Origin of the sequence: Donghicola sp. XS_ASV15, from assembly GCF_041224595.1 — a bacterium.
In the GTDB taxonomy this organism is placed as follows: domain Bacteria; phylum Pseudomonadota; class Alphaproteobacteria; order Rhodobacterales; family Rhodobacteraceae; genus Donghicola.
Window position 1 is genome coordinate 1 of the sequence record NZ_JBGFGN010000089.1, and the last position, 15,998, is coordinate 15,998.

Sequence of the window (15,998 nt, forward strand, 5' to 3'; positions counted from 1 at the left end):
GGGGAAACCCCGCTGGAGGGGCGTGGGGTGGCTTGGGTGTGGGGGGGCGCTCCCCCCACACCCCCGGAGTATTTTTGCAAAGATGAAGAAGAGGCGCTTGCTCGGACAGAGTTAGCGCCTATTCTGTGCGCAGCGAAAGAGGTGCTGCAGTGCAGAATTTTGATGAAAACGTCACCCTGATCACCCCATCGGCCCCCGTGGCCGTGGCGACCCATGGCGGACGAGCGAAGTGTCTGCAGCGGCTCGTCCGTATGGATTTGCCTGTCCCTGATACGGTGGCCCTGTCTTTTCGGGCAGTGAAAGCCATTGCAACGGGGCGGATGCCGGATGTCTCGCGCATTCTGGAGCCTTTTGGTGAGGGGGCGCTGATGTGTGTTCGGCCTTCGTCAGAAGATCCCGATTGGGGCGGGCCGGGCGCGGTTCTGAACATCGGGATGAACGATGCGACCTATGTGGATCTGTCAGACAAGATTGGCCACGAGGCTGCGGCAGAGCTGTACCTTCGGTTTGTGAAGAATTTCGCCGTGCATGTGGCGCGGCTGGATCCTGACGTTTTTGACGAGATCACCGAAGAAGGGTCCGAGGGGCTTGGCGCTGCTTTGGCTGCCTATGAGGCGGAGACAGACGAGCGGTTTCCGCAGGACGCGGGCCAGCAGTTGACAGAGGTTCTGCGGTCGATGGCGCGGGCGTGGGAAGGGACCAGTGCGCGATTGTTGCGCCAAGCCAAGGGCGCGCCCGCAGATGCGGGGCTGGGGCTGGTTGTTCAGCGTATGGCTCTGGGCCTAGGGTCCGGCGAGTGCGGGTCCGGCGTGATCCAGTTCGTCGATTCCCAGACGGGTGCAGCGCGTATCAAGGGGCGCTATCTGAGCCAGAGCCAGGGGCGTGAGGCGCTCTTGCAGGCCGAAGCAATCTATTTGGAAAAGGATTCGCGGGGGCCTTCGCTAGAAGAACATGCGCCAAAGGCCTTTGAGCAACTTAAAGATTTCGGCGCACGGATGCGCAGGCGTCTGAAAGAAGAGTTGCAGATCGAATTTACCATCGAAGACGGCCATGTGCACATTCTCGATGGGGTGCGCGTGTCGCGCGGGAACCGCGCTGCCCTGAGGATCGCTGTAGATCTGGCCGAGAGTGGCGTGATCAGTAAAGAAGAGGCTGTCCTGCGGATCGAACCGCGGGCGCTGTCAGATTTATTGCACCGGCAGGTGGATCCGATGGCCCCTCGGGATCGGATTGCCCGCGGGGTGGCCGCGAGCCCAGGGGCGGCGACGGGAAAAATCGTCTTCAATGCCGCGGATGCTCAGGCCAGCGCGGCGCGCGGGGAACCGTGCATTCTCGTCCGCCGCGAAACCCAGCCCGAGGACATTCGCGGTATGCATGCAGCCGTTGGGGTGATCACCGAGCGGGGCGGAATGACCAGCCACGCAGCGGTGATCGGGCGCGGCCTTGGTCTGCCTTGTGTGGTTGGGGTCGAAGGTTTGCGGTTCCATATGAGAAAGAAGCTGCTTGTTGCCAAAGACGGGCGCCAATTCCGCGAGGGGGACGTTGTGACCGTGGATGGGACCGTGGGGCATGTTCTGGCGGGCGAGCCTGCGCTTCTGGAACCTGCAGAGGATGACGGCCTACAGACCTTGATGGAATGGGCCGACACTTTCCGAGTGATCGAGATCCGCGCGAATGCTGATACGCCTGCAGATGCGCAGGTTGCACGGAATTTCAAGGCGCAGGGGATTGGGCTGGCCCGTACTGAACACATGTTTTTTGAGGCCGACCGCCTGACAGCCATGCGGGAAATGATTTTTGCGGACGTCGTCGAGGATCGCCGCGCAGCGCTCGAACGTATTTTGCCAATGCAACGGGCGGATTTTATTGATCTGTTCCGTATTATGGCGGGCTTGCCTGTTTGCATCCGCCTGTTTGACCCGCCACTGCATGAATTTTTGCCCTCGGATCGGGCCGGGCTTCTCAATTTGGCCGAAGCGCTTGACCTGCCCGTGTCGGACGTGACGCGGCGCGCAGAAGAGTTGGAAGAGTACAATCCGATGCTCGGCCTTCGCGGCGTGCGCCTTGGCGTGACTGTTCCCGAAATTTACGAAATGCAGGCACGGGCGATCTTTGAAGCGACAGTGGAAACCCAGAAATCCGGCGCAACTGTGGTGCCGGAAATCATGATCCCGCTGGTTTCAGCCAAGCGAGAAGTGGAGCTGATCAAGACCCGAGTGGATGCGATCGCGGCAGCCGTGAAGACCGAGACGGGCCGCGAATTCACCTACCGTCTTGGGGTGATGGTCGAGACCCCACGCGCCTGTTTGCGGGCAGGGGATATTGCCAGCCACGCGTCCTTCTTTAGTTTCGGAACAAACGACCTGACACAGATGACCTATGGTCTGTCCCGTGATGATGCAGGGCGTTTCATGTCGAATTACGTGACCGAGGGCGTCTTCCCCGAAGATCCGTTCCACCGGCTCGATACAGAGGGTGTGGGTGAGCTTCTTGACTTGGCTGCAACCAGAGCCCGAGACGCGCGCCCAAATATTACGCTCTCAATCTGTGGCGAGCATGGTGGAGACCCCGAATCAATTGCCTTCTGTTGCAGAGCAGGATTCAACTATGTTTCATGCTCACCATTTCGTGTTCCCGGTGCCAGATTGGCTGCCGCGCAGTTCGCGTTGCGTGAGCAACGATCGCTCTAAGCGGTTGTAAAAAAACTGTAAAACAGGTGACATCTTAAGATTTCGATGTAACACCAAAAGGTTACATGCTTTTAAGACTCCTCTGAGAGTATTGAAAAGGGGGCCCGAATTCGGTTACGACCGCGCCGGGCCGCCCGACGGCTCTTGCACTGAGGAAATGATATGCGTCTAGGCGTGGTTAAAGCAGCGGTAATTATGGTCTCGGTTTGTGTTCCGGGGGCTGGGTTTGCTGATGTTTTGAATGCTCGTCTGACCGATCTTCTCGGCCAAGAAAAAGAGGCGCTCTCTGCGGTGTCTTCCAAACACCTTGGGAGCCTGACGCGGTTACCTGAAAAGGCCAAGGAAGCCGCGATCGAGAAAACCCCCGAGGTTGAGTACACCAGAGATTGGCTTGCCGAACTGCCCAAGGCGAAGGGCGGGGAAGAGTTTCTGTGTCTGGCAGAGGCGCTCTACTTTGAAGCGCGTGGGGAAACCGTCAAAGGTCAATTCGCTGTGGCCGAAGTCATCCTGAACCGCGTGGATAGCAAGAAATTCCCTGACACAGTGTGTGGTGTGATCAATCAGGGCACCGGTCGCAAATACGCGTGCCAGTTCACTTACACATGCGACGGCTATGCCGAAGTCATTCGTGAACCCAAAGCGTATGAGCGAGTCGCCAAAGTGGCGCGCGCGATGCTGGACGGGGCAGGCCGCCCTCTGACCAACGGAGCGACTTTCTATCATACCAAGGCCGTGCGTCCTCGGTGGTCGACCAAGTTTACCCACACCGCCACAATCGGCGTTCACAAGTTCTACAATCCGTCTTCGCGTCTGACACAGCGCTAACGCCTGCCTGTCGCGCTTGACCCTAGATGTGCCGCCATCGAGTTGGCATTTCTGGAAACAGTCTCTAGGGTCCGCCGAAATGACTGTAAGAGTGTAGCGACATGAGCAACGAAGTAAGGCTGGCCTTTTCTCATCCTGACGAGCGTGCGAAAGCAAACCCCGTCCCGGGCATTAGTGGCCCGTTGGATCGGATCAGTTTGCGCGACCATATCGTCGAGGTAGAGATCGGCGCCTTTCAAGCAGAGCGCGGGACGACACAGCGCGTTTGCTTTAATGTTGTCGTCGAAGTCGAACCAATCACCGGCGTTGTGGACGACGATGTGGACCGCATTCTGTCCTATGACCGTGTGACAGAGGCGATTGCCGACTCGCTTGCCGAAGAACGTTTGAACTTGCTCGAAACCCTTGCAGACCGTGTGGCGGGCCGCATTTTGGCAGAACCTCAGGCTGTGCGCGCCTTCGTGCGGATCGAGAAGCTGGATCGTGGCCCCGGCGCATTGGGCGTCGAGATCGTGCGAAATCGCAAAGATTACGGCTTGGGGCCCGAGATTGCGCACAATGCCGCCAATGACCCCCGCGTGATTTACCTGGCCAACGACGCGATTGCCGCGCCACATTTGCCCCAGTGGCTCGACCAATTGACCGAAGGCGACCGTCCTGTGGTCCTTTGTGTCGGTTTGCCTGAACGTGTTGGTCCCGAGACGGGCGTAGGCCTTGCGCAGCGCCGTATCGACCTGTTGTCGATTGAACAGAACGCCTGGGTGCTGGCAGGCCGTGATCGCCGGTGTGTGGTCGTCGAAACACGCACAGAATTGGACTGGGGGATGAAACACGGCCAGATCAGCGTGTGGGCGCCTTCAAAAATCGTTCTGGATGCTGTCGAAGGCCCTCATGTCTCTGTCCGAGACACTCGGGCGCTGACACGCTGGTTCGCCGCCGAGATGGACGCCGCAGAGGTGATTTTTGTCGGTGATGGCGAAATCGAAGGGCAGGCGGGTGTGGTCGAAGAGCGTCACCACGATCTACGCGACACTCGGCTCTTGTCAAACGGCGACTGATCGCTCATCCACGCAGCATGCGTGACTATTTTCGCCCCATTCTACAAACTGGCCCCGCGCGCCCCCAGGGTGCTCTGACCCTTGCGGGGGGATGGACGTGGTTCACCCATGTCGAAGTTCTGAACCGCGCGGCTGCCCCTAAAGTCGTCTCTGCGACGGATATCCCAGCAGAGGCACGCGATGCGCTCTGCGTGCCGCGCGCTAATGTGGCGCGCGTGCCGATGGAAAGTCCGACTATCATGGGCATCCTGAATACGACGCCCGATAGCTTCTCTGACGGGGGGAAGTTCAACGATCTGCAACGCGCATCCGAGCACGCACGCGCACTGATCGCGGCGGGCGCGGACCTGCTGGACGTCGGAGGGGAATCCACACGTCCCGGTGCGGCCGAAGTCGCCATAGACGTAGAGATTCAGCGCACGGCCCCCGTCATCGCCGCCCTAAGGGCATTTTCTGACATTCCTATCTCGATCGATTCACGCAAAGCGGATGTTGTTCAGGCCGCATTAAAAGCAGGCGCAGATCTGGTGAACGACGTGGCCGCGATGACCTTTGATCCCAAGATCGCGCCGGTCACCGCGCAAGCAGATGCACCGATTTGCCTGATGCATGCCCAAGGCGACCCGCAGACGATGCAGGACGCCCCTCACTACGAAGATGTGGTGTTGGATGTCTACGACTTACTCGAAGAGCGTATCAGTGCTGCCATGCGGGCAGGTATTCCCCAAAGCCGTATCATGGTAGATCCGGGCATTGGTTTCGGGAAAACGCTAGAGCATAATCTGGCACTCTTGCAGCGCCTTTCGATCTTTCACGGACTTGGGTGTCCCATCTTGCTTGGGGTGTCGCGCAAACGCTTTATCGGGACCCTCGCCAACGTGACCGAAGCAGAGGCGCGGATGCCCGGCTCTGTCGCTGTTGCACTCGCTGGGGTCTCTCATGGTGTGCAGATGCTGCGCGTCCATGATGTTGCGGAAACGCGGCAGGCCCTAACCCTCTATCAAGCCGCCATTGGAGACTAAGTGATCATGGCCAGACAGCTTTTTGGAACCGACGGTGTGCGCGGCAAAGCGAACATCTATCCCATGACCGCCGAGATGGCATTGCGTATTGGCGCTGCCGCGGGCCGCTATTTTCGCCGGGATCAGAGCACTGCGCACCGCGTTGTGATCGGCAAAGACACGCGTCTGTCCGGCTACATGTTTGAAAATGCGCTCACCGCAGGCTTCACCTCTACTGGGATGAATGTGCTGCTGCTGGGGCCGGTCCCGACACCGGCGGTCGGCCTGCTGACCACATCGATGCGCGCGGATGTCGGCGTTATGATCTCGGCCAGCCACAACCCACATGCGGACAATGGCATCAAGTTTTTCGGTCCTGACGGTTTCAAACTCTCGGATGAGGCAGAGGCTGAAATCGAAGCTATGGTCATGGGCGAAATCCAACCGGCCAAGGCTGAAAACATCGGCCGTGCCAAGCGGATCGATGACGGGCGTTTCCGCTACATCGAACGTTTGAAGTCCACCTTCCCCCATGGCAAGCGACTGGACGGCCTGAAGGTTGTGATCGATTGCGCCAACGGTGCAGCCTATCGCGCGGCGCCCGAGGCGCTGTGGGAACTTGGCGCAGATGTCATTCGCATCGGCACGAACCCAGACGGTAAAAACATCAACCTGAACTGCGGCTCCACGCACCCTGAAACAGCGGCCAAAGCGGTTATCGAGCATGGCGCAGATATCGGCATCTGTCTTGATGGAGATGCGGACCGGATCATGATCATCGATGAAAAGGGCCAGATCGCTGATGGCGATCAGCTTATGGCTTTGATCGCTGCACGCTGGGCTGAGGAACAGCGCCTGCAAGGCAATGCGCTGGTGGCGACCGTGATGTCCAACCTTGGTCTCGAACGGTTTCTTAGTGGGCGTGGCATCGACCTGAAGCGCACCAAAGTCGGTGACCGCTACGTGGTCGAGGAAATGCGCAAGAACGGCTACAACTTGGGCGGTGAACAATCCGGTCACATCGTGATGACCGACTATGCAACCACCGGCGACGGACTGCTTGCGGGCCTTCAATTCCTTGCTGAAATGGTCTTAACGGGCAAGCCCGCCAGTGAATTGGCCAAGAGCTTTGATCCTGTGCCGCAGCTTCTGAAAAACGTGCGCTACACGGCGGGTCAAACACCGCTCGAGACCCTTGCCGTCCAGCAGGCCATCGCAAGCGCCGAGGCCGACCTGAAAGGCCAAGGCCGTCTTCTGATCCGCAAGTCCGGAACAGAGCCCCTGATCCGTGTCATGGCTGAATGCGAGGATTCGATCCTGTTGGAAAAAGTCGTCGACTCGATCGTGGCCGAGGTCGAAGCCGCGAGCCGAACCTAAGGTTTCTTTTTGCCAAAAATACTCAAACGGCGCGCCAACCCAATTTGCGCGCCGTTTATGCTTTGACGAACAGGCGGCGCAGATGGCTCCACTGGCTCAGGGCCATTCCCGTCAGGATCAGTCCCAGCGCCAGAAACAGGCCAGCAGGCAAAGCCTCACCAAGGACCAGCGCGCCAAAGACCATTGACCAGAACGGCACCTGATAATTGGTCAAAGACATAAAGGTCGATCCCGCACTCCGGATAACCAGAATGCGCAGCAGGTTTGCCCCAGCCGTTTGGACCAAACCCAAAGCGCCAAGCACCATGATCGTCTGCGTGTCCGGCAAGGGCGGCGGTCCTTCGAGGCTCCAGGCAATTGGCAAGCCAACCACAGCCGCGATGATCATGACAACCGCTGACATGGCATAGGGATCAATCGGCGGACAGTTGCGGGTGGTCACCGAACTGACGGCGTAACACGCCGCCGCAGACAAGCAGGCCAGACGGCCCCATCCTTCAAGGTCAGAGCCAGAGCTTTGCAATAGCCCATCCCCGAGCAACACCAGCACGCCGCAGAACCCGACCATCAATCCGAGCAACTTCATCGGCGTAATCCGCTCGCCAACCGAGAAGAAATGCGCCAGTGGCATCACCAATAGCGGCACGCCGGCCATCGACACCCCAGCGGTGGCTGATGTCACGTGGGTTTGCCCCCAGCTCAACAGAAAAAACGGCACCACAGAACTGAAAAGCCCGACGACAATCAAATAGGGCCAGCGATTCCGCCCATCGTTGTCCGCGTTGATCCGCCCGCCAAGGGCCCACCACACGCCGGTCAGCAAAAGGCTTGCAAAGAACAGCCGTGCTTCGGCCAGCCAGAACGGGGTGATCCCCCGCAGTGCAATCTCAATCCCAAGAAAGCTGCCGCCCCAAACACACCCCAGCGTCAGGACCATGATCCAGCTTTTCAGGGTGACTTCGGGCATTCTGTGACCTGCAATAGAAAAAGGCTCCGACCGCAACGGATCGGAGCCTTTAGATGGGGTGGTGGCCGTCTTGTCAACGGCCACCCCGCCTGCGGGAAATCCCGCGAGGCGATTAGTTCTTCGACTTGTCGACCATCTTGCCGGCCGAGATCCAAGGCATCATTTCGCGCAGCTTGGCACCGGTTGCTTCGATCAGGTGCTCGTCGTTTGCACGGCGCGATGCTTTCAGGGTGGGCTGGCCCACAGCGTTTTCCAGCATGAAGTCGCGAACGAACTTGCCCTGCTGAATGTCGGTCAGGACCTCTTTCATCGCCGCTTTGGTCTGCTCGTAGGGCAGGATGCGCGGGCCGGTGACGTACTGGCCGAACTCTGCAGTGTTCGAGATCGAGTAGTCCATGTTCGCGATGCCGCCTTCGTAGATCAGGTCCACGATCAGCTTCACTTCGTGCAGACACTCGAAGTACGCCATTTCGGGCGCGTAGCCAGCTTCAACCAGAGTTTCAAAGCCGCAACGGATCAGCTCTACCAGACCGCCGCACAGAACTGCCTGCTCGCCGAACAGGTCGGTTTCGCACTCTTCGCGGAAGTTGGTTTCGATGATGCCCGAACGGCCGCCACCGATAGCCGAGCAGTACGACAGACCGGTTTCCAGCGCTTTGCCAGTTGCGTCGTTGTGTACCGCGACCAGGCAGGGCACGCCGCCGCCTTTGGTGTATTCGCCGCGCACGGTGTGGCCGGGGCCCTTGGGTGCCATCATGATGACGTCAACGCCTTCGGGCGCTTCGATCAGGCCAAAGTGAACGTTCAGGCCGTGGGCGAATGCGATCGCTGCGCCGGGCTTGATGTTGTCTTTGACGTATTTCTTGTAGGTCTCTGCCTGAAGTTCGTCGGGCATGGTGAACATGATGACATCGCACCATGCTGCTGCTTCGGCGATACCCATGACCTGCAGGCCTTCGGCTTCGCATTTCTTGGCCGAGGGCGAGCCTTCGCGCAGAGCGATGGCAACGTTCTTGGCGCCCGAGTCGCGCAGGTTCAGCGCGTGTGCGTGGCCCTGAGAGCCGTAGCCCAGAATCGCCACTTTCTTTTCTTTGATCAGGTTAACGTCGCAATCGCGGTCGTAGTAAACGCGCATCGAAATTCTCCTCGCTTGGGTGTTCGTTGGCGACCTTATCGCATGAAAGTTCTGTGGATGCGCTTTTAAACTCGCGTGATTTTTGCCATGAAGTGAAAAATCTATTCGTCAAAATTTGAGTGAGTGAGAAGATCATGCTCGACGATACCGATAGACGCGTTCTGCGCCTTTTTCAGGCAGACCCGTCCATTTCCACAGCAGAGCTGGCGGAAAGAGCAGGGATAAGTGCGGGGGCATGCTGGCGCAGACTTGAAAAACTGCGCAGCACCGGAGTGATCAAAGGGGTCGAGGCAGTGATCGACTGGCGTGCCTTGGGCTACGAGGTCGAGGTGTCCTTGCGCGTCGTTCTAGACAAAACCGTCCCCCGAGCGTTCGAGGATTTCAGCGCCGCCGCCCGCGAGGTGCCAGAGGTGCTGGAAATCCAGAGCTTCCTTGGCCGCGTGGACCTTCGCCTGTCCCTGATTGCCCGCGATATGCCGCACTATCAGCAGCTGTATCGCGACCGCATTCTAACACTGCCCCACATCGTCGATATCGAAGCCCTGATGCACGTCGCCCGTATCCAGAGCCAAGGGACCTTGCCGATATGATTGACCTTGATGATCTGGACCTGAAGATCCTGCACGCCCTGTCCCAAGACGCGACCCTCAGCGCAGGGGCTATAGGACGCCGCTTTGGCCTGTCCCAACCCGCAGCGTGGCGCCGAGTTAAACGCCTGTGGTCCGAGGGCGTATTGTCCCACCGCCGTCTGGTATTGGATCACGAGGCACTGGGCTTCGGCGTGACCGTCTTTCTTGGCGTCAAGCTGGCCACCAAAGGACGCGTCAGTCTTGAGGATTTCGAGCGCGCGGTAACGGCGGTGCCAGAGGTGCAGACGGTCGAGCACATTCTCGGGGTCTATGACTATCGCCTACGCATTGTGGCGCGGGATATCAGTGACTTTGAACGGGTGCTGCGTCGGCGGATCATGGCACTGCCCGGTGTGGGGGATGTCGAGGCCAACGTCCTGCTCAGCGAAGAGCGTCTACCGGGGCCTCTAGGCGGATAGGCTCCGACAGTGAGTATTTAAGACAAAGCAGAAAGGGCAGGCTTCTTTTTGCTAAAAATACTCATGGCTCGAGGTCACCACCCGCGCAGGCCCCGAAGTTGCACACCACTGCATGCAAAAGTATTCCTCGCCACTCCTTGGACGGGCCGCTACTGATTTCATCAGAAGGTTTCGAGAAGGAGAGAGCCGTGGCGTTGCTTGATAGTGTTGATCCAAATGGTCTGGACGAGTTTTCGGTGGTCTTCACGGACCGGTCGCTGAACCATATGTCCGCGCAATTTCAAGGCGTGATGAACGACATCTCTTCGATGCTCAAAGAAGTTTACAAGGCGGACGGCGTTGCCATCGTGCCCGGGGGCGGCACCTACGGGATGGAGGCGGTCGCACGCCAGTTTGCCAAAGGCTCCAAAGTTCTGGTGGTACGCAATGGCTGGTTCTCTTTCCGGTGGAGCCAGATTGTGGACGCAGGCGATCTGGCGTCCGAGACGATCGTGATGAAGGCACGCCAGCAAGGCAATGAAACGACTGCGCCTTTTGCCCCTGCGCCGATTGAAGAGGTGGTCGCAAAAATCCGCGAAGAGAAGCCCGACGTGGTCTTTGCCCCGCACGTGGAAACCTCGGCTGGGGTGATCCTGCCTGACAGCTATATCAAGGCGCTGGCTGAAGCTGCCCACGAGGTCGGCGCGCTGATGGTGCTGGACTGCATCGCCAGTGGCTGCATCTGGGTCGACATGAAGGCGACCGGCGTGGACGTGCTGGTCTCTGCTCCGCAGAAGGGCTGGTCGTCGACCCCGTCCGCGGGTTTGGTGATGCTAGGGGAGCGCGCGATTGCAAAGCTGGAAGAGACGACGTCGGACAGCTTTGCCGTGGACCTGAAGAAGTGGTTCCAGATCATGGAGGCCTACGAGAATGGCGGCCATGCCTATCACGCTACCATGCCAACGGATTCCTTGCTGGCCTTCCGCGATACCATGGCTGAAACGCGCGCTTATGGCTTCGAGCGTTTGCGCGAGGCGCAATGGGCGCTGGGGAATGGGGTTCGTGAACTCTTGGCGAAGCGCGGGGTCAAGTCGGTCGCAGCCGACGGATTTGGCGCGCCGGGCGTCGTGGTCAGCTACACGGATGATCCCGAGGTGCAGTCGGGTCGTGCTTTTGTTGCGAATGGCACCCAGATCGCGGCGGGCGTTCCGCTGCAATGTGACGAACCGCAGGGGTTCTCGACCTTCCGTCTGGGGCTGTTCGGATTGGATAAACTCTATGATGTGCCCGCGACGATTGAGCGTCTGACACGGGCGCTGGACGCGGCGCTGTAAACGCGCCGCGACGGGGGCTTAGCGCATGCCGAGCCCCAATTGCATCAGCGTCTTCCGCACGGGTGCCAGAGAATAGAGCGCGTTCAGTCCCGCCGCGCGCAAGTCGCGCAGGGGCTGGGCCGACAGTTGCGACGTGCGGTTCAACAGATCAATGCCGGTGACTCGGGCCAGCACCTCTGGGTGGCGGCGACGGTGATAGCGTTGCAGCATCTGGGGCGATCCGATGTTGGCGGGGTCGGCCTTGGCCAAGTCCAGCAGGCACCGCTGATCGGCCAGCGACATATTCAAACCTTGGGCGCCGATGGGGGGCACGACGTGTGCGGCCTCTGCCACCAGCGCGGTGCGGGCGCCGTACATCTGGTCTGCCCACTGGCTGATGATTGGCCAGACGGTCCGGCGCGACGCCAGCGTCAGCGGGCCAAGGATCTGGCAGGATCGTTCGTTCATGGCTGCTTCGAAGTCTGCTTCGGGCAGGTTGAACAGGCGCATCGCCTCTGGCCCGTCTTCCATCCACACGATCGCGGAACTGGGGCGTCCCTCGTAGTCGGGCAGCGGCACCAAGGTAAACGGCCCGCCGGAGCGGTGAATCTCGGTCGAGACATTTTCGTGGGGCAGGGGGTGCGTGACTGCAAAGGCCAGCGCCTTTTGTCCGTAGCGGCGGGTTTTGACAGGGATGTTCAACGCCTTGCGCACGGGAGAATTGCGGCCATCTGCGGCGACCAGCATACGGCATTGTGCCACGGTGCCGTCGCTCAGCCGAACGCGTGCATGATCGGTGCGGGTTAAAACGCCCGCAGTGCCCACGCCGGGGCGGAAAGTGACAGTCTCCATCCCCTGCAGATGCGCGACCATCTCGCGGCGCAAGAGCCAGTTGGGCAGGTTCCAGCCAAAGGGTTGATCCGAAATCTCGGACGCCACGAAATCCTTGGTTACGCGGGGCTCGGCCACTTCGCCGCCCGCGTCGATGATACGCATGACGTCCAGCGGCATCGCCTCGGCGTCCAGACGGTCCCACAGGCCCGCTTCTTCGAGCAAGAGCCGCCCCGGCTGTAGAATCGCCGTTGTGCGCAGGTCGGACCCTTCGGCGTTGCGATCTGTGATGGGGGGCTGGGGGTCCACGCAAAGAACGGTGAAACCCGCAGATCCGAAGGCCGCAGCGGCGCTTAGGCCAGCAACGCCGCCTCCGGATACAATGATGTCGTAGCTTTGGAATGTCGTCATGGGATCTCTCCTTGCCCCATGACATAGGGCGTTTCCGCCCGAAGGTCCAAGCGACAGTTTAGCCGCGTGTGATGAGCAGCAGGATCACCCACATCACGGGCACAAATGCGACCGCAGGCAGGTAAAGCGCGGGGATGCCCCACGTCATCACAGCGGCGGCCCATAGGCTCAGAACAGCGACGAGCAGGTACCAGATGTTGTCTTTGTCGCCGTGGAGCAGGTCCTTGGCAATCCAGCCGATCACGGGAATCGACAGAAAAATGCGCATCAGAACGCCGGGCTGGGTGGGGGTGCTGGTGATGTCAGCCATATTAAGGAGTCCTTTGGATAAATGATTTGACCCCTAGGTATGTTTTCCATGACTGGTGCGCGATTGTCCTCTTTGACGCAGTGCGACTATTTGAGCCGCGACAAAAAGTCAGTCAGATCAACGGTGTGGTGGTGGATGTGATCGGCTGCGTGCGGCTCTGGCGCGACGTGGACGGTGCGCATCCCGATGGCATGGGGCACGGCCAGATTGCGCGGGTCATCCTCGAACATGGCAGCGGTCGCGGGGGATAGGTTGTCTTTGGCAAACACCGCGTCAAACGCAGCAGCCTCGGGCTTGGGGCGGTAGTTCGCGTGTTCGATCCCGTAGACCGCATCGAATAGGCCCTCCAATCCGCGCGCCTGCAAAACCTGCTCGGCATAGGGCGCAGAGCCGTTCGTATAGACGATCTTGCGCCCCGGCAGGTCGCGGATGTGGCCCGCTAGGGCCGCGTCGGGCTCTAGAACGGTAAAGTCGATGTCGTGCACGTGGTCCAAGAACGGGTCCGGCTCGATGCTGTACTCTGCCATCAAACCCGCGAGGGTGGTGCCGTGTAGCGCCCAATAGGTCTTGCGTAGGCGGTCCGCCTCGTCTCGTGAGACGCCGAGTTTGCCCATAACGTAATCGACCATCCGCTTTTCGATCTGATCGAAAAGTCGGAAATGTGGGGGATACAGGGTGTTGTCGAGGTCGAACACCCAAGTATCCACATGCTTGAAATCCTGACGTGGCATGGGTTTCCCCTAGCCGATCTGCGGCGCTTTGCCCATAACCTATAGAACACAGTGGGTTGATCCAACGGTGCGCGCCAGCTTAGGTTGGCGCATTGAGTTGTAAGGGGGGCTGCAAGTGGCAGAGGACAAGAACCAGAACAAAGACGCCTACACGCTGATTCTGGATGCGATTGATACGGGCGTGTATCGTCCGGGCGACCGTCTTGTCGAAAGCGAACTTGCGGAACGTTTCGGGGTGTCACGCACCCCGATCCGAGAGGCGTTGCAGCGCCTTGAGACCCAGTCCCTGCTGACACGGGACGGGCGGTCGATGATTGTGGCGTCCTTGGATCACAACCAGCTGGCCGAGCTATATGTCGTCCGGTCTGAACTAGAAGCACTGGCGGCGCGGCTTGCGGCTCGCCACGCGACGGAAGAAGAGATCCGTGTTCTACAAGATATGGTCGAGGCAGACCGCGCCCTGATCGGAAATCCGGCGGCTCTGGCCCGGGCCAACCGGCGCTTCCACCGTCAGGTTCACTTGGCCTCTCATAACCGCTATTTGTTCCAGCAGCTTGATCTGGTGTACCGCACCATGGCGCTGATGGCGACGACGTCACTGGCAGCCGAGGGGCGATCCGAGATCGCAATCAAAGAACATGATCAGATCGTTAGAGCGATTGCTGCGGGCGATGGAGATGCTGCCTACGCTGCACTCAAGTCCCACATTTCCAAGGCATTTGTGACCCGGTTGAAGTCGGACGCAGCGGCTGCGGAAAAGGGTTAGACCTGCTCGTCTGAAAAGCCATGAGCGGTCTTGTCCCAGTAGAATGGCTTCAAGGCAAGCTCGTAGGCCGCTTTGAAGGCCGCCGCAGTCGCAAGCGGGAAGTACAATGGCATAAACACCGCCCATGGCATCAAGTGGCGTAGATGCGGCTTGGACACTGCGATCAAAGAAGCGGACAAGTTAATCACCTCGCAGGCAATGAAGGTGTAGATCAGTGTCCAAGTTGTTGTGTGATCCAAAGCTCCGAGCATCGGGTGGGTGAAACCGAAAGGCAGCAGCCAGAAAGACCAAAGCAGCGGTGCCAATAGAAATTGGCTGATAGACGCCAAAAAGAAGATCTGAAAGCCCGCAAACTGGCGCATACCAAGCTCTTTCCACAGGCGAAACGGGCGGCGCATGTGTACGATATAAGTCACCATGTAGCCCTTGATCCAGCGCGACCGTTGCTTGATCCAAGGCCATGTATGACAGTTCGCTTCCTCCATTGTGGTGGTTGGAACCAGCTCGGTCCGCCAACCGTGGCGGGCGAGTCGGATGCCGAGATCCGCATCTTCGGTCACGTTATGGGCGTCCCAAGCGCCGATCTCGTCCAGTGCGTGACGCCGCACAAAGAGCGTGGTCCCCCCCAAGGGAACGGCGAGTCGCAACGCGGACAGACCGGGTAGAATCAAACGGAACCAAGCAGCGTATTCTGTGGTGAAACACCGCGAGAGCCAGTTGTCGCGCGGATTGTAGTAGTCAAGGCAGCCCTGAAGACAGACGACGTCCGGTGGTGCCGCATCGAACGCTGCTGTGATTTTCAGAAGTTGATCCGCCTCGGGGGCGTCTTCGGCGTCATAGATCCCGACAATGTCGCCACGACAGAAGTCCAAGGCATAGTTTAGCGCTCGGGGTTTTGTTTTCGGGTGTCCATCCGGCACAACGATGACGCGGTAACCTTGGGGCAAGGGCTGCGCTAGGGCGATGGCGCTCCGCGTCTCGTCATCGTTTTCTTCGACCACGAAGAGGACGTCCAATTTTTCCCTAGGGTAGTCCAGACGCTTCATCCGTCGGACGAGACGCGCGGCGATGCGCTCTTCTTTGTGCAGTGGGACCATGATGGACACCACGGGCAGGTCTTTGAGGGGCAGAGGCGATTGCTTGCCCAAACGGCGTGGCGACACGAGCGTCGCCGTGACACAAAACGCCTTGAGCAGGGTCACGCAGATCAGGGTAAAGATACACCAAGCGGTCACCACCAACGCAGCGGTCGACGGCCACGTCAGGGCAAATGTGATTCCGGAGATCGTCAGCAAAGGCATTTGCAGCCGGTTTCGCGGCGAGAGGTTTGCCAATCGGCGGCAACTCAACTCTTCGGGGACCCGTGCCTCGGCACGGCGCGCCAGTGAAACGCCTAGTTTCTCGTGCTGCAAAGCCTCGATTTCGGCCGCAGGTGTGACGACAAAGGTCAGCGGACCCGCATCCTGCAATTTGTCTCTGAGGAACGCGACACTCGCCTGCGTTTCAACTGCGATCATACCGGGTTGGCCCAGGGGAATCGCATGGCAACGGACCCA

At 59.4% G+C, this 15,998-nt stretch carries 15 protein-coding genes; 9 read left to right on the forward strand and 6 right to left on the reverse strand.

Annotation, left to right across the window (positions count from 1 at the left end; all coding sequences use genetic code 11):
• Positions 1-149 precede the first annotated feature (149 nt).
• From AB9K37_RS02745 to glmM, 5 genes are all read left to right on the forward strand, one after another.
• On the forward strand, positions 150-2,690 hold the full coding sequence (locus AB9K37_RS02745; RefSeq protein WP_369835444.1) for a putative PEP-binding protein: 2,541 nt from the start codon (positions 150-152) through the stop codon (positions 2,688-2,690).
• Between the two features lie 162 nt (positions 2,691-2,852).
• Positions 2,853-3,515 (forward strand): cell wall hydrolase, encoded by a 663-nt coding sequence (locus tag AB9K37_RS02750; RefSeq protein ID WP_369835445.1) that lies wholly within the window; start codon positions 2,853-2,855, stop codon positions 3,513-3,515.
• A 101-nt stretch (positions 3,516-3,616) separates the two neighbouring features.
• Positions 3,617-4,573, forward strand: a complete 957-nt coding sequence (locus AB9K37_RS02755; protein WP_369835446.1) for a dihydroneopterin aldolase — start codon at positions 3,617-3,619, stop codon at positions 4,571-4,573.
• Between the two features lie 17 nt (positions 4,574-4,590).
• Complete coding sequence (folP, locus tag AB9K37_RS02760) at positions 4,591-5,595, forward strand: dihydropteroate synthase (protein WP_369835447.1); 1,005 nt, start codon at positions 4,591-4,593, stop codon at positions 5,593-5,595.
• A gap of 6 nt (positions 5,596-5,601) precedes the next feature.
• The gene (gene glmM, locus AB9K37_RS02765) at positions 5,602-6,951 is read left to right on the forward strand and encodes a phosphoglucosamine mutase (protein ID WP_369835448.1); all 1,350 of its coding nucleotides are present in this window, start codon (positions 5,602-5,604) and stop codon (positions 6,949-6,951) included.
• Between the two features lie 55 nt (positions 6,952-7,006).
• On the opposite strand, the gene AB9K37_RS02770 is transcribed toward glmM, so the two are convergent.
• Both AB9K37_RS02770 and ilvC read right to left on the reverse strand, forming a co-directional pair.
• Positions 7,007-7,918, reverse strand: a complete 912-nt coding sequence (locus AB9K37_RS02770; RefSeq protein ID WP_369835449.1) for a DMT family transporter — start codon at positions 7,916-7,918, stop codon at positions 7,007-7,009.
• A gap of 112 nt (positions 7,919-8,030) precedes the next feature.
• Positions 8,031-9,053 carry a ketol-acid reductoisomerase gene (gene ilvC, locus AB9K37_RS02775; RefSeq protein ID WP_369835450.1) on the reverse strand — a complete coding sequence of 341 codons (1,023 nt, stop codon included), beginning with the start codon at positions 9,051-9,053 and terminating at the stop codon, positions 8,031-8,033.
• Between the two features lie 134 nt (positions 9,054-9,187).
• Between ilvC and AB9K37_RS02780 the strand changes: the two genes are divergently transcribed.
• The 3 genes from AB9K37_RS02780 to AB9K37_RS02790 all read left to right on the forward strand — a co-directional run bounded on the left by AB9K37_RS02780 (position 9,188) and on the right by AB9K37_RS02790 (position 11,414).
• Positions 9,188-9,643: an Lrp/AsnC family transcriptional regulator gene (locus AB9K37_RS02780; RefSeq protein ID WP_369835451.1), complete on the forward strand. Its 456-nt coding sequence runs from the start codon at positions 9,188-9,190 to the stop codon at positions 9,641-9,643.
• Positions 9,640-10,101 carry an Lrp/AsnC family transcriptional regulator gene (locus tag AB9K37_RS02785; protein WP_369835452.1) on the forward strand — a complete coding sequence of 154 codons (462 nt, stop codon included), beginning with the start codon at positions 9,640-9,642 and terminating at the stop codon, positions 10,099-10,101. Before AB9K37_RS02780 ends, AB9K37_RS02785 begins: the two co-directional genes overlap by 4 nt.
• Positions 10,102-10,289: 188 nt before the next feature.
• Positions 10,290-11,414, forward strand: coding sequence for an aminotransferase class V-fold PLP-dependent enzyme (locus tag AB9K37_RS02790; RefSeq protein WP_369835453.1), 1,125 nt, complete (start codon positions 10,290-10,292; stop codon positions 11,412-11,414).
• An 18-nt stretch (positions 11,415-11,432) separates the two neighbouring features.
• Here the strand turns inward: AB9K37_RS02790 and AB9K37_RS02795 are convergent, their stop codons facing one another.
• From AB9K37_RS02795 to AB9K37_RS02805, 3 genes are all read right to left on the reverse strand, one after another.
• Complete coding sequence (locus AB9K37_RS02795) at positions 11,433-12,635, reverse strand: UbiH/UbiF family hydroxylase (RefSeq protein WP_369835454.1); 1,203 nt, start codon at positions 12,633-12,635, stop codon at positions 11,433-11,435.
• Positions 12,636-12,693: 58 nt separating this feature from the next.
• Positions 12,694-12,945 carry a hypothetical protein gene (locus AB9K37_RS02800; protein ID WP_369835455.1) on the reverse strand — a complete coding sequence of 84 codons (252 nt, stop codon included), beginning with the start codon at positions 12,943-12,945 and terminating at the stop codon, positions 12,694-12,696.
• Positions 12,946-13,031: 86 nt separating this feature from the next.
• The gene (locus tag AB9K37_RS02805; protein WP_369835456.1) at positions 13,032-13,676 is read right to left on the reverse strand and encodes a pyrimidine 5'-nucleotidase; all 645 of its coding nucleotides are present in this window, start codon (positions 13,674-13,676) and stop codon (positions 13,032-13,034) included.
• Positions 13,677-13,791: 115 nt separating this feature from the next.
• On the opposite strand from AB9K37_RS02805, the gene AB9K37_RS02810 reads away from it, so the two are divergent.
• Complete coding sequence (locus tag AB9K37_RS02810; RefSeq protein ID WP_369835457.1) at positions 13,792-14,442, forward strand: GntR family transcriptional regulator; 651 nt, start codon at positions 13,792-13,794, stop codon at positions 14,440-14,442.
• Here the strand turns inward: AB9K37_RS02810 and AB9K37_RS02815 are convergent.
• A complete protein-coding gene (locus tag AB9K37_RS02815) occupies positions 14,439-15,959 on the reverse strand; it encodes a glycosyltransferase (protein WP_369835458.1) in 1,521 nt (506 codons plus the stop codon). The genes AB9K37_RS02810 and AB9K37_RS02815 overlap by 4 nt on opposite strands.
• Positions 15,960-15,998 lie beyond the last annotated feature (39 nt).

Coding starts and splice junctions, on each gene's coding strand:
- AB9K37_RS02750 (WP_369835445.1), top strand. CDS start 2,853: ATGCGTCTAGGCGTGGTTAAAGCAGCGGTAATTATGGTCTCGGTTTGT.
- AB9K37_RS02755 (WP_369835446.1), top strand. CDS start 3,617: ATGAGCAACGAAGTAAGGCTGGCCTTTTCTCATCCTGACGAGCGTGCG.
- folP (WP_369835447.1), top strand. CDS start 4,591: ATGCGTGACTATTTTCGCCCCATTCTACAAACTGGCCCCGCGCGCCCC.
- glmM (WP_369835448.1), top strand. CDS start 5,602: ATGGCCAGACAGCTTTTTGGAACCGACGGTGTGCGCGGCAAAGCGAAC.
- AB9K37_RS02770 (WP_369835449.1), bottom strand. CDS start 7,918: ATGCCCGAAGTCACCCTGAAAAGCTGGATCATGGTCCTGACGCTGGGG.
- ilvC (WP_369835450.1), bottom strand. CDS start 9,053: ATGCGCGTTTACTACGACCGCGATTGCGACGTTAACCTGATCAAAGAA.
- AB9K37_RS02780 (WP_369835451.1), top strand. CDS start 9,188: ATGCTCGACGATACCGATAGACGCGTTCTGCGCCTTTTTCAGGCAGAC.
- AB9K37_RS02785 (WP_369835452.1), top strand. CDS start 9,640: ATGATTGACCTTGATGATCTGGACCTGAAGATCCTGCACGCCCTGTCC.
- AB9K37_RS02795 (WP_369835454.1), bottom strand. CDS start 12,635: ATGACGACATTCCAAAGCTACGACATCATTGTATCCGGAGGCGGCGTT.
- AB9K37_RS02800 (WP_369835455.1), bottom strand. CDS start 12,945: ATGGCTGACATCACCAGCACCCCCACCCAGCCCGGCGTTCTGATGCGC.
- AB9K37_RS02805 (WP_369835456.1), bottom strand. CDS start 13,676: ATGCCACGTCAGGATTTCAAGCATGTGGATACTTGGGTGTTCGACCTC.
- AB9K37_RS02815 (WP_369835458.1), bottom strand. CDS start 15,959: ATGATCGCAGTTGAAACGCAGGCGAGTGTCGCGTTCCTCAGAGACAAA.